Genomic DNA, 11,731 nt, shown 5'->3' with positions numbered 1-11,731 from the left:
AAAATGAATCATGTCTTTCCCGCGATGCCTATTCCAGAAGCCAAAAAAGCAATCAGACAAATCATTGATTTGATCTCTTGAAGCAAAAAACGGAAGTATTTCACCACATATTACTTACTATACGACCCGGAAAAGGGAAAAAGGGAATGTTGACGATGGTGAGGAGGATATTCCAACACTACGGGAACGACTGTATACATCAGCAATAAATTAAACAAAGCTTAAACTTGAGGTCACCTGAAAACCAACCTTAGGATGGTAGAATAATTATGAGGTGATAAGGATGAACGTTAAGAAAAAAAATTGGCAGGGTATGCAGCGTTCGTATGCGGGTTATTATATGCTCTTCCACACTTTTGGTGGGGCTTAGGAGTTTCGTTTGGTTTCCCTGGAGATTTTGCAACGGCACCAGACGAAGCAGAATCACGAATCATTGGCTATTGGATTATGGGGGCGTTGGCCGTGTTTGCTTCCCTGTTCGGATTATCATTCGTTTATCAATGGGGTGAGAAACTCCCTAGATGGCTGAGAGTCATTCCTGCATGGATAGGATGTGCTGGATTATCCGTATGGGGCTTTAGCTTCTTTGTTTTGAAGTTTCAATTTGCGATCGGACGCGCTGTGTCCGCTCCCGCATTTGCGGTACAAGATGCAAGCCCGATGGCAGCATGGGGATATGTATGGTACGCACTGTTCCTTGGTTGGGGAATCTCGCTAGGATTTGCAGCATATATCGAGTCAAAAGTTACAGTCATTACTAATTGATAGGGATTTTAACGATTTAAGTTCGACTCGCTGAACTGCAATGAAGGAAATTTTACGCGAAATTGGAATTATTTCCATGGCTTTTGACTCCATAAATAATATAGAAGGGCAGTATTTGTACCTTGTCCGAATATGTAAAAATCCAGGAATAATTCAAGAAAAGTTAGCTGAAATGACTGCTCTGATTTTCAAGACGGTTCGTTAGGCTCTACCCCGAAAATTACTCTTAGCACAGACTCAAAAACGGCAGCACGAAACTAAGCCCAGCTTTAATAGTTTTAAAAAACTGTGCTTCTTAAGAATCTATGAGTGGCCTGAATAATTAAGAAACGGCTGAGGAGAGAGTCACCTGAAATCCAAGGCTTTCTAGTCTTCGAGCGGCTTGTTTCATGAGTGCTTCTTGCTGTCGCTGTTCAAAGTAATGACTGCCTAAATCCTTGTAACCTTCTTTTCGTGTGAGAACATCGTACACAATGGCCATAATGGAGTGTGCGACTGCTACAGATGCTCGATGCCTGCCTTTTCGGGCCGCAATTCGTCGGTATTGAGCGCCCAGGTAATTGTCGGATCTGCATACGGAGTGGGCAACTTCAATAAGTGCCGCTCGGAGATATTTGTTGCCTTTGCGAGTTTTCGCGGTTTTTCGTTTTCCGGTACTTTCGTTTTGCCCTGGAACTAGGCCTGCCCACAAACAAAGATGAGCGGCAGAGGGGAAGCGCGAACCCACGTCAGTCCCTACTTCGGCCAAAATTTGTTACCATGTGGTTTTCCTTTGTCTAAAAAGGCTTGTCCTTCGCTTTGTCCCTTGGAAACATCCAGGCAAATAACTGGATTCATATTTTTCTCCTCTCATGGATGTATTGCCGGTACCCCTAAGCACTGCTCATAGTTCCACAACATCGCTTTTTATGCGAGATCGATTCGTCTCAACCAGCTTAAACATGGTTTCTACAAGTAGGGGGCGATCAGTTTTAGTGACGGGTTACAGACACAGGGGAACGACCGATCTGCCCTGGCTACCGATACATACACCACTAAAAGAAAAGTGTCAACCAGTAAAAACTGGCTGACCTCTTAGTACGATGAAAGAACGATAGTCAATGGATATCCAGAAAGCTCTTGCAGTTGCAGGGGCTTTTTGCAATTGTTTGCCTTTATTACGTCCGGATTTCGCCGGACAGAGCGCTAGAGTTGAAGAGTTATGGCAAAAGGGGTAAAAATACCGTAAACACAGAACCTCTGCCGACTTCAGTTTGAACCTTAATCTCACCTTGATGTGCCAACACAAATTCCCTTGCAATAGCCAGTCCTAGTCCCATGCCGCCGTTGTTCCGGTTTCTCGCTTCATCCGTTCGATAAAAACGATTGAATACGAAAGGGATATGTTCGGGGGCTATGCCTTGTCCGGTGTCCGCGACTTCAATCTGCAAAACAAGAGGACCCGAATCGTTTGGAGGGGGAAGTTTGACCGCTATCGAAACCGATCCGCCCGCCGGTGTGTATCGGACCGCATTCCCAATGAGGTTCATAAACACCTGTATCATGCGGTGTTGGTCGATACGGATTGGCGGCAAATTCGATTCTTTTGTGAACGAAATTGATATATCTTTGGCTTCGGCGTCATGCTGTAGCCGTTCGATTACTCGTCCGAGCAGGTCAGGTAAGTCAGTCGGTTTCAAATCCAATTGCAATTTTCTGGCTTCGGCAAGAGAAAGCTGATGAAGGTCATCTACCAAGCGTGTCAGCCGAATCAGTTCGTCTTGGATCGGAAGCATATTTTCGGGAGCAATGGGGAGACCTTCATGTTGAAACAGATCAAACTTACCTCTCAAGATGGTGATTGGGGTCCTGAGTTCATGTGCGACGTCGGCGACTAGTTTCCGGCGAACATCTTCCGCCTGTACCAGCTGTCGGGTCATCGCGTTCAACGATTTGGCAATCTTTCCGTATTCATTGTTGGAATGAACCGGGGCCTCGGCGGTGAAATCCCCTTTTCTCAAGCGGTCTATCACGGGAATGATATCCGTAAGCGGCCTCGTTAAACGTTTTGCCAGCCAGTAGGCAGCTACTAGCGATAAGAGAAGCAGAATTGCACTGCTCCCGAGCAACAGAACCGTTACGGAGCTGCCGATACCCATCTGAATGGTAGACAGATTGGCGACTTCGGAATCGGAATAATATAAGACCGCGATGTCCTCATTTTTTGATTGGATACGCTTCTTTATGCCGAGCATTTTTACCATTTCATGCGATGCGGCGCCTTTAGCAAACAGCGTTTCTTTTTTTGTTGTCATTAGAATTACGCTCGAGTCGGGACGGGGCAGAGGCATTGATTGCAGCTTCAACTGAATGCCTTCCAAGGTTTCCTTTTTTTCATAATGATCGACAATGACTTTTGAGATTTCCTCGATTTCTCGGCTCCTGTCGGCCACCCGGATATGCTCGATGGTTGGTTTTACCACAAATATCGTGACCAGGACAAACGCTATGGCCATTGCCGATATAAACACCGTCAAGGACCAAAATAGCTGACGCTTAACGCTCATGGCCGATCTCCGAACCGATACCCGAATCCGTATACCGTTTGGATGTAGACGGGATTGGCAGGATCGTCTTCGGTCTTTTTGCGTATCCTGCTGATGTGGGCATCGACCGTACGTTCGTCGTTCAGGATATCGTCTTCAAGCGCGGCATTCAGCAACTGGAGCCGGCTGTACACGATTCCAGGTTTAGATGCTAAAGTAAGCAGCATTTTAAACTCCGTTGGCGTGAGTTGAACTTCTTCACCGCGTTTCCATACTCGGCACTGAGTCTCGGATAGGGACAGCTCGCCACGGTTCAAGGTTTGCTGGGACGAACCGCTGCCCTCGACTCTCCGCAGTACCGAGCGAACCCGGGCCGCCAGTTCCCGCAGGGAAAAGGGCTTTGTCAAATAATCGTCGGCTCCGACTTCAAGTCCAACGATCTTATCGGTTTCTTCCGTGCGTGCCGTTACCATGATAATCCCCATACGGCTCGTTTGACGCAGTTCCCGGCAAACCTCAATGCCGCTTTTTCCCGGCAGCATCCAGTCAAGCACCGCAAGGGACGGTTTGAACTCTCTTGCTTTCTCAAGCGCCTCGGTGCCGGATCTGGCAATAATAATTTCATAACCCTCCTGGCACAAAAACGGAACTATGAATTCGATTACTTTCTCCTCGTCATCCACGATTAACAGGGTATGGGTCATGGGGTCTCACCATCTTTCTCCCGCTGTCTTTTCGTCCATTATACCTGCTTCTTCACTTCTTTGTAAAAATTCACAGGAACCGCAACCGATCGTCATAAGTTCACAACATTCGGCTGATATGATCAGTCCATCAGGAAATCCGAACTGTGACAACGGCAACTTTGACTTACCTTGGCAATCTGCCGAATTAACCGAAGAAAAAGGGGACATTTGAATGAAGAAGGCAGGAATGCTGTTTCTCGCTTTAATCGGGGGGATGTTAGGAGGGTTTATCATCTTTGAGTGGATCGTCCGAATCGTGATGCGGCTAATGGACTCATTTCCGGTCGCGCTCATCGGAACCCTTTCCATGATATTGCCTTTAGCCGGGGGCATAGTTACTGTCTTACTGGTCAAACGCATGCAAAACAAAGTCAGAGAGGATTGAGATTTATGAAGGAGCGATTAACCGTAACAAGAGGTTCAAGATTCATTTTTTTGTTCGTGGCTGGTCTATTCGTCGTTTGTGTCACAGCTCAAATCTTTATTGCAGGGATGGCGATTTTTACGGATTCTTCCTACTGGCATAGCCATATTGTATTTGTTCGGATCTTTGAACTATTCCCGATCTTAATGCTTATCCTTGCGTTTGTGGGAAAGCTTCCGGTCTTTTTACGCTGGATGAGCGTTCTGATATTGGTCATGATCTTTGCCCAGTACTTTACCGCAAATTTTGAAGGAGCAGGTGCACTACACCCTGTTATTGCTGCAGTTTTGTTTTGGGTTTCAATCGTAGTGGCTGTGCAAGCCAAAAGAAGTATTTTCCCAAAGAATGAACATGTCCAATCTAAAGAGGCTGAAATCCAATGAAAGAAAAATTAAACTGGTTTTTTATTATAGGTTTGGCTGCGTTAGCTCTAGTAAGACCGCTGATGAGTATGCTTGGATGGCTGGAAAGCATCGGACAACCTACAGCGAGTATAAGCGTTACCATCGTGATTACACTGACATGGATTGCGATAGCCGTGTTAGGCCGGGTGGATGAGCCGCTAATTAATTTAACATTTACCGGTGTAACGTATGGGGTATTTGCAATTGTAATCAGTGCGATTTTATCGCCTATTCTTGAAGGCCAGTTGAAGGGTCCGATCACCAATCCATTTGCTATTGTCAGTGTGCTTGTTACCAACGGCATTTGGGGATTATGCGCAGGACTAATCGCCACAGTAATTCAAAACAAGCTCAAAATTTAGTTACATCAATAACGAGGAAAGAGAAGTAGAGAAAATGAAACGATATTATCAGCTACTCGCGCTATTGTTTGTATTGTTATCACTTAGTTTGGTTGGGTGCGAAGGGGATACCAGCACTAACGTTGGTAAACTTGATTTTAAGAATTCATTACAAATTCCGCCAATACTTGAGCCGATAACGGATTCGGATGGTAAGAAACACTTTACCTTAACCATGCAATCAGGCACAACCGAGTTTTTCCAAGAGAAGCAGACACCCACTTGGGGGATTAATGGATCTTATTTAGGACCGACCATCCGAGTTTCTCGTGGCGACCAAGTTTCTTTCGATGTGGTGAATAATTTGAATGAAGACTCAACCTTGCACTGGCACGGCATGCGATTGCCTGCAGTGATGGACGGCGGGCCTCACCAAATGATCGAAGCTGGAGCGACTTGGAAACCTAATTGGACAATAGAGCAACCGGCTGCGACGACATGGTATCATCCCCACTTGCATGGGAAAACTGCACTGCATGTTTATCGAGGACTTGCAGGGTTATTTATAATTGATGATGAAGAATCAAAAAAGTTACCTTCGGAATACGGAGTTAATGACATCCCTATTATCATCCAAGACAAGATATTTAAAGGTGACGGTTCTTTTAATGAGAATATGGGCATGACTCCGTTTGGGTTGTTAGGCAATCAAATCTTAGTAAATGGGACACACGATCCTTATTTAGAGGTCACTACAAGCCAGGTGCGTTTTAGATTATTGAACGGTTCTAATGCCAGAGCGTATAATATCGGCTTTTCGGATGATCGTTCATTTTCTTTGGTCGGTAACGATGCTGGACTGTTACCCGAGCCGGTGAATTTAGATCGTTTGTTACTAAGTCCAGGTGAACGTGCAGAGATTGTGGTTCAGTTTAACGCTGGCGAAGAAACGATCTTGCACAGTTTTGCAGGCAAAGACGGGATTGAAAATGGGGAGTTTGATTTAGTAAAGATGATCGCCGATAACCGTTTATCGACTTCATCGCAACTCCCGAATCGACTTACCGCTGAGCCGCCCATCGAAGTACCCGAAAATGCAAAGGTTCGTAAATTCGAACTGACAACGAAATCTGCAATCAACGGTAAGAAGATGGAGATGGATCGTATCGATGAAGTTGTTCCGGCTGGAGCACGTGAAATATGGGAGATCACGAATAACGGATGGGATCATAACTTCCATATCCATGATGCAGTGTTCACCGTCATTGATAAGAATGGAAAATTGCCACCAATATATGAGCGGGGAAGGAAAGATACGGTCTTTATTCCGAATGGCACTTCAGTCAGACTGGCTGTAGATTTTGGAAGTTACCCTGATCCCGATACGCCTTATATGTATCACTGTCATCTGTTGTATCATGAAGATAGTGGCATGATGGGGCAGTTCATCATTGTCGAACCGGGCACAGAATCCCAAGTATCGAAACAGTTGACCAAAGGAAGGCATGACCATTAATAACAAGGTTTTTTGGCGTTAAACGTTCTCCATAAATCCAGGTGGATTGTGAGACTAAGGGAACTGTTAACTCCGGAGGAACGGATGCAATATTTACAAATACCGCCTGACCTCGTATGTGATGCTTTTGGCGCGCCGCTGAACTTCGTTTCGCACCGCTGGCGTCTTACCACCATGCAGTAATGACCGCTAATATTAAGTAGCGGTCATTCTCTTAGAGGAGTACCGTAAGGAAAATGCGGATTTACAACGCTAAGCCCGTTTCCAAGACGATTCCCCCATTTTTAACAACTCTAAAAGTTTCAGTGGTCTTAGAGAATCTAATGAATTATATAGAAAGCTGTCGGAAGGGGAAAAATAGTCATTCCTGTGTTCCATTAAAGGGCCAGATTATATAATAAAAATTATATATCAAAAATTTAGGAGGATGTAGTAATGAAGGTCAAACGAATTGTTGCCAACGTTGAGACGCAGAACATTTCTAAAGCAAAGTACTTTTACGGGGAAGTGCTCGGACTTGATCAACTGATGGATATTGGATTTATTACAACTTACGGTTCGCATGAGAAAATGGACACTCAAATTAGCTTTCTTTCAGAGGGCGGTTCAGGGACACCGGTGCCTGACTTGTCAATTGAGGTTGATGATCTTGACAAAGCACTAACTCGCATAAAAGAAGCAGAGATTCCAATTGAGTATGGACCAGTTGAGGAGCCGTGGGGGGTTCGGCGCTTTTATGTAAAAGATCCGTTCGGTAAGCTCGTTAATATACTTACCCATCTTTAGATAAATGAGGTGACAGGTGTGTTGAATATCTTCTCTAATCGGGCGCTTTTTTGAAGTAACGAAAAAAGCTCAATTTCTCAATTTAAATACTGAGAAATTGGGCTTTTTAGCATTATAATTTCCTTAACGTTGTAAATTCGCATTTTCCTGACGCTACCCCTTAGAGTAAGAAAATCCGCTTTTTATGCACTTTTGAATGAGGGCATATCGCAACTGTCTAGAACCACGCTTCGTAATACGATTCTGGGTGGCTGTGAATTTGCCGGAGGAGAAGACACTAGGGTCTATACCGGCAAATGCAACTAGCTTTTTCGGATGATCAAATCGGTCGATTTCGCCTATCTCGGATAAAATTGTTGCAGCAATTTTATGCCCGATTCCAGGGATCGACTGGATTAAATCATACTCTTCAATCTCCGCAGCAAGAGCATCTATGTTTTGTTCCAACTCTGCAAGATGCTCTTGGTACTGAAGAATTAGGGTGATTAGGACCTTCAAATTAATCAAATGGCTTGAGTACATAGTTTGCTGAAAACCAAAACAAAAAAGGATCAACCAGCAAAAACTAGCTGACCTCATAATACGATACTACAGCAAGAAATCACCTTTGTGATATCTTGATGTAGTAATCTGTTATTATAGAATTGTTTCACTTTAAAATATTGTTACCAATGCCCTTCATAATGTACTACATCGCAGCATCTGATATTTTCACAAATTTGAGAGAAAGTAGGAAATTACGACATGATAGCAACGGCAAAGCGGTCGGCCACACGAATAATGAAGTTGCGTAGAATATGTGGTTATGGCGCCGCCATAGCGGTGACACCGTATCTGATTATAAAAATAGCCTGGACTTTCGGTCTCTTCCTTCCGACCGAACAAATGGGCGATGCCAGTTGGCGCGCAATCAACGCCGCAACCGCAGTTATCGCCGCGATCGGTGTCCTGTTAGCGATGGCGTTCTGCAGGCCGTGGGGTGAGCGGCTACCCGCGTGGCTGGTGGCCCTGCCCGTGTGGCTGGGCACCGGACTGCTCGTACCCATGCTGTTGCTGGCACCGGTGCTCGGTCCGGCCGCCATAACTAGGGACAAGGAGGCAGGTGCCGCCGACTTCTGGGCATACGAGCAGATCTTCGTCATGGTCTCGCTGGTCGGGGTCGGCATTTTCCTGCCGCTTGCCTTGGCAGGGTACGCCAAGGCGCGGTGGCCCGAGGCGCTGGGCGGTCCGACCGCATACGCGGAGCTGCTGGGACACACCCGACAACTGCAAATTACCCTGGCCAAGCTCGTCGCAGTCGGCTGCATTCTACTCGGCGTCATCAAGGTGTTTTGGGCGATGGGCGGCACTCTCGGCATTGCCCCGGCCATGATAGATGACCGCGATGTGTGGTGGCACCTGCTAAGCTTGAGTACCGGCGTATGGGCCTTGGCGGGGGCATGGGGCCTGCTGGTGCTGACCATCGGGCGTGGGTCGCGGAGGTTCCTGCCCCCCATGGTAGCAGCATGGATCTCGTCGGGAATGCTGTTCTCTTACAACCTCTTTTCCGCCATTCGCCCTGATGCGCAGTACTCCCCAGAGTACCCACTAGCACGGTCCTTGACCACAGAGGCCGGCATCGTCTTGGGCGTAATGATGGGGATGATCATCCTGCTAGTGCTGCATGACCGACGTCGCGCTCTGCGCGGCGAGTCGATTTGAGGCATTTTTTATAAAGCTACCAGCGATTGTGCTGACGGGAGCATAAGAGGAGCAGTATGCCGCGGCAGCTGCTCCTCTTGTTTTTTAACTAACTGGGAACGATAGTTGAATGATCAGCAAGGCCGCCGATTACTTCGACGGCCTTTTACCTGTTCAGACTGTGTCAGAAAGCATGCTTTTTGAAACGCCAAAAAAAGTCTCTGTATTTACGTATCAAAATGTACCTAAATTACTTTAGGAACGTTCCATTTTTATGTACTACATTTTGATACATATTTATGGGGGAGAGGCATTATGAAACTGGCATATGGCCGAGTTTCGGCAAAGGACCAGAATCCGGAGCGGCAGCTTGTGAAATTTCGAGAGTTGGGTATCGAGGATCGTTTCATTTTTGTGGACAAGCAGAGCGGCAAAGATTTTGAGCGGCCGCGCTATCAGGCGATGCGTCAGATGATCCGGGAAGGTGACCTGGTTTACATCGATGCGCTGGATCGACTTGGTCGAGATTATGACGGGATCATAACAGAGTGGAAGCATATTACGCGGGAGACCGGCGCGGACATCGTATGTCTGGATAATGAAACGTTGTTCGATTCTCGGAAGTTTAAAACAATGGGCGATTTCGGCAAAGTCATGGAGGATCAATTCCTAACCCTGCTGGCATATGTGGCTGAGCAAGAGAGGAAAAAGAACCGGCAGCGTCAGGCAGAAGGGATAGAGGTTGCCAGGGCGGACGGAGTAACGTTCGGCCGACCCAAGCAGGAGATTGATAACAAGTTTATCCGGATCTATGAGGAATGGAAATCAGGACAAATCACGGCGACGGAGGCCATGCGTCAGATCAATATGAAGAAGCCCACCTTTTATCGGCGCGTGAAGGAGTATGAGGCTTCGCGATTGTAACGTTCTAAACAGGAAGGATTGAAGTTATTGATGTATGCCTCTGTGGAAGTCAAAAATCGCCAGATCAATGCTGCATACCATCTTTACCGCCGATCCATTCTGAAATTCTGCGGTTTGTCATCTCTTCAAAATTCTACACGCCAGCTGTTCCATTTTTATAAATCGAGTTTAGGTGAGTTATGGAGTACAAAGCGGTCCGGCTATTCTTTCGCAAATTGATTCATTGATTGCTGAGGCCCTTGGTTTTGATTTAACGCATGTAAATCTGTTTAATCCCTCGGCACGCAATACGCTTGTTTTTCCACTTCATCCTGTCTGTTCTCATTTACAACAATTTATGTATCGCTTGCGATTTTTACAAAAAGAGTTCGTTCAATCAGTACGCCGGGCGAACGCTAGGGATGTTAAAGTGCATAAAAAGCGGATTTTCTTACTCTAAGGGGTAGCGTCAGGAAAAATGCGAATTCTCCAACGTTAAGGAAATTATAATACTAAAAGCCCAATTTCTCAGTATTGAAATTGAGAAATTGAGCTTTTTTCGTTACTTCAGAAAAGTGCCCGATTAAAGAAGATATTCAACACACCTGTCATCTCATTTATCTAAAGATGGGTAAGAATATTAACGAGCTTACCGAATGGATCTTTTACATAAAAGCGCCGAACCCCCCACGGCTCCTCAACTGGTCCATACTCAATTGGAATCTCTGCTTCTTTTATGCGAGTTAGTGCATTGTCAAGATCATCAACCTCAATTGACAAGTCAGGCACTGGTGTCCCTGAACCGCCCTCTGAAAGAAAGCTAATTTGAGTGTCCATTTTCTCTTGCGAACCGTAAGTTGTAATAAATCCCATATCCATCAGTCGATCAAGTCCGAGCACTTCCCCGTAAAAATACTTTGCTTTAGAAATGTCCTGCGTCTCAACATTGGCAACAATTCGTTTGACCTTCATTACTACATCCTCCTAAATTTTTGATATATAATTTTTATTATATAATCTGGCCCTTTAATGGAACAAGGAATGACTATTTTTCCCCTTCCGACAGCTTTCTATATAACTCATTAGAAGTGTGACTCGGCTCATGTGCAACTGCGCGGCAGCCATGTCCACGGTAAGCTGTGATGCTTCTGCATATAGCTTCTCAAGTCAAGGTTGTTACTGTTAAGTGGGAAAACAGTTGTTGTTCTGAGAAAATAAAGTATTAGACTGAAAAATAAAGTATCAGACCGGAAAATAAAGTTGTAGACTGGCAGAGGGCGTTAAGCTAACGGGCAGGATAGTTACAATAATCTCCAATTTATTATTGGAGACTATTTTTGATTGAACCTAGGGAGGTGTGTTCTGTAGACAAACAAACTTGGACAGCAATAGTAGAAGAATTAATGCGTGCGGTCAAACGTCGGCAAAAAAGACCTTTGCCCCTAAGAGCGAAGGTCCTCTCTGTACCTATCCTTGCATGCTATTCTGACACGGTGCCCAGCTTCTGCTCTGCAGGCTTTGAGTACATTTTGTGCAGCACGATCGTTTTCACGATAATGAAAATTCCTCCTACCGACCAGTAGAGAGGCAGTGCGGCCGGCATGGCAAAGGCTATGGCGCCCATCATCCACACGGGACATA

Annotated in this window: 11 protein-coding genes and 3 pseudogenes; 8 read left to right on the top strand and 6 right to left on the bottom strand. The window is 45.7% G+C overall.

Features of this window, described 5'->3' with window-relative positions; all coding sequences use genetic code 11:
- Positions 1-805: 805 nt before the first annotated feature.
- Positions 806-940: pseudogene (locus ACFQI7_RS36230) on the top strand (MarR family transcriptional regulator); the annotation flags it as partial.
- 147 nt (positions 941-1,087) lie between these two features.
- On the opposite strand, the pseudogene ACFQI7_RS36225 reads toward ACFQI7_RS36230, so the two are convergent.
- From ACFQI7_RS36225 to ACFQI7_RS36215, 3 genes and pseudogenes are all read right to left on the bottom strand, one after another.
- Positions 1,088-1,519, bottom strand: a pseudogene (locus ACFQI7_RS36225) (transposase); the annotation flags it as partial.
- A 445-nt stretch (positions 1,520-1,964) separates the two neighbouring features.
- Positions 1,965-3,311, bottom strand: a complete 1,347-nt coding sequence (locus ACFQI7_RS36220; protein ID WP_218103262.1) for a sensor histidine kinase — start codon at positions 3,309-3,311, stop codon at positions 1,965-1,967.
- On the bottom strand, positions 3,308-3,994 hold the full coding sequence (locus tag ACFQI7_RS36215) for a response regulator (protein WP_218103261.1): 687 nt from the start codon (positions 3,992-3,994) through the stop codon (positions 3,308-3,310). Before ACFQI7_RS36215 ends, ACFQI7_RS36220 begins: the two co-directional genes overlap by 4 nt.
- 214 nt (positions 3,995-4,208) lie before the next feature.
- On the opposite strand from ACFQI7_RS36215, the gene ACFQI7_RS36210 reads away from it, so the two are divergent.
- The 5 genes from ACFQI7_RS36210 (at position 4,209) to ACFQI7_RS36190 (ending at position 7,507) form a co-directional block, all read left to right on the top strand.
- Entirely contained in the window at positions 4,209-4,421 is a 213-nt protein-coding gene (locus tag ACFQI7_RS36210; protein ID WP_218103260.1) for a hypothetical protein, read from the top strand.
- Between the two features lie 5 nt (positions 4,422-4,426).
- Positions 4,427-4,843 (top strand): DUF6220 domain-containing protein, encoded by a 417-nt coding sequence (locus ACFQI7_RS36205; RefSeq protein ID WP_218103259.1) that lies wholly within the window; start codon positions 4,427-4,429, stop codon positions 4,841-4,843.
- Complete coding sequence (locus tag ACFQI7_RS36200) at positions 4,840-5,226, top strand: hypothetical protein (protein WP_218103258.1); 387 nt, start codon at positions 4,840-4,842, stop codon at positions 5,224-5,226. The genes ACFQI7_RS36205 and ACFQI7_RS36200 overlap by 4 nt, the downstream gene beginning before the upstream one ends.
- 34 nt (positions 5,227-5,260) lie before the next feature.
- Positions 5,261-6,721, top strand: a complete 1,461-nt coding sequence (locus ACFQI7_RS36195) for a multicopper oxidase family protein (protein WP_218103257.1) — start codon at positions 5,261-5,263, stop codon at positions 6,719-6,721.
- Between the two features lie 435 nt (positions 6,722-7,156).
- Positions 7,157-7,507 carry a VOC family protein gene (locus ACFQI7_RS36190; protein WP_218103256.1) on the top strand — a complete coding sequence of 117 codons (351 nt, stop codon included), beginning with the start codon at positions 7,157-7,159 and terminating at the stop codon, positions 7,505-7,507.
- A gap of 174 nt (positions 7,508-7,681) precedes the next feature.
- On the opposite strand, the pseudogene ACFQI7_RS36185 reads toward ACFQI7_RS36190, so the two are convergent.
- A pseudogene (locus ACFQI7_RS36185) lies at positions 7,682-8,041 on the bottom strand (transposase); the annotation flags it as partial.
- A gap of 210 nt (positions 8,042-8,251) precedes the next feature.
- Between ACFQI7_RS36185 and ACFQI7_RS36180 the strand changes: the two are divergent.
- A complete protein-coding gene (locus ACFQI7_RS36180) occupies positions 8,252-9,208 on the top strand; it encodes a hypothetical protein (RefSeq protein ID WP_218103255.1) in 957 nt (318 codons plus the stop codon).
- Positions 9,209-9,502: 294 nt separating this feature from the next.
- On the top strand, positions 9,503-10,111 hold the full coding sequence (locus ACFQI7_RS36175; RefSeq protein ID WP_218103254.1) for a recombinase family protein: 609 nt from the start codon (positions 9,503-9,505) through the stop codon (positions 10,109-10,111).
- A gap of 600 nt (positions 10,112-10,711) precedes the next feature.
- On the opposite strand, the gene ACFQI7_RS36170 is transcribed toward ACFQI7_RS36175, so the two are convergent.
- Together ACFQI7_RS36170 and ACFQI7_RS36165 are read right to left on the bottom strand one after the other, a co-directional pair.
- On the bottom strand, positions 10,712-11,062 hold the full coding sequence (locus ACFQI7_RS36170; RefSeq protein ID WP_218103253.1) for a VOC family protein: 351 nt from the start codon (positions 11,060-11,062) through the stop codon (positions 10,712-10,714).
- 508 nt (positions 11,063-11,570) lie between these two features.
- Entirely contained in the window at positions 11,571-11,717 is a 147-nt protein-coding gene (locus ACFQI7_RS36165; protein WP_218103252.1) for a hypothetical protein, read from the bottom strand.
- Between the last annotated feature and the right edge of the window lie 14 nt (positions 11,718-11,731).

The organism is Paenibacillus allorhizosphaerae (assembly GCF_042659105.1).
GTDB classification, from domain to species: domain Bacteria; phylum Bacillota; class Bacilli; order Paenibacillales; family NBRC-103111; genus Paenibacillus_G; species Paenibacillus_G allorhizosphaerae.
Note: the sequence above shows the minus strand (reverse complement) of the source record. Positions and strands in the feature narration are given on the sequence as shown.

What these genes read in the sequence shown, in the direction of transcription:
- ACFQI7_RS36220 (WP_218103262.1), bottom strand. Translation starts at nt 3,311, where the DNA reads ATGAGCGTTAAGCGTCAGCTATTTTGGTCCTTGACGGTGTTTATATCG.
- ACFQI7_RS36215 (WP_218103261.1), bottom strand. Translation starts at nt 3,994, where the DNA reads ATGACCCATACCCTGTTAATCGTGGATGACGAGGAGAAAGTAATCGAA.
- ACFQI7_RS36210 (WP_218103260.1), top strand. Translation starts at nt 4,209, where the DNA reads ATGAAGAAGGCAGGAATGCTGTTTCTCGCTTTAATCGGGGGGATGTTA.
- ACFQI7_RS36205 (WP_218103259.1), top strand. Translation starts at nt 4,427, where the DNA reads ATGAAGGAGCGATTAACCGTAACAAGAGGTTCAAGATTCATTTTTTTG.
- ACFQI7_RS36200 (WP_218103258.1), top strand. Translation starts at nt 4,840, where the DNA reads ATGAAAGAAAAATTAAACTGGTTTTTTATTATAGGTTTGGCTGCGTTA.
- ACFQI7_RS36195 (WP_218103257.1), top strand. Translation starts at nt 5,261, where the DNA reads ATGAAACGATATTATCAGCTACTCGCGCTATTGTTTGTATTGTTATCA.
- ACFQI7_RS36190 (WP_218103256.1), top strand. Translation starts at nt 7,157, where the DNA reads ATGAAGGTCAAACGAATTGTTGCCAACGTTGAGACGCAGAACATTTCT.
- ACFQI7_RS36180 (WP_218103255.1), top strand. Translation starts at nt 8,252, where the DNA reads ATGATAGCAACGGCAAAGCGGTCGGCCACACGAATAATGAAGTTGCGT.
- ACFQI7_RS36175 (WP_218103254.1), top strand. Translation starts at nt 9,503, where the DNA reads ATGAAACTGGCATATGGCCGAGTTTCGGCAAAGGACCAGAATCCGGAG.
- ACFQI7_RS36170 (WP_218103253.1), bottom strand. Translation starts at nt 11,062, where the DNA reads ATGAAGGTCAAACGAATTGTTGCCAATGTTGAGACGCAGGACATTTCT.
- ACFQI7_RS36165 (WP_218103252.1), bottom strand. Translation starts at nt 11,717, where the DNA reads ATGATGGGCGCCATAGCCTTTGCCATGCCGGCCGCACTGCCTCTCTAC.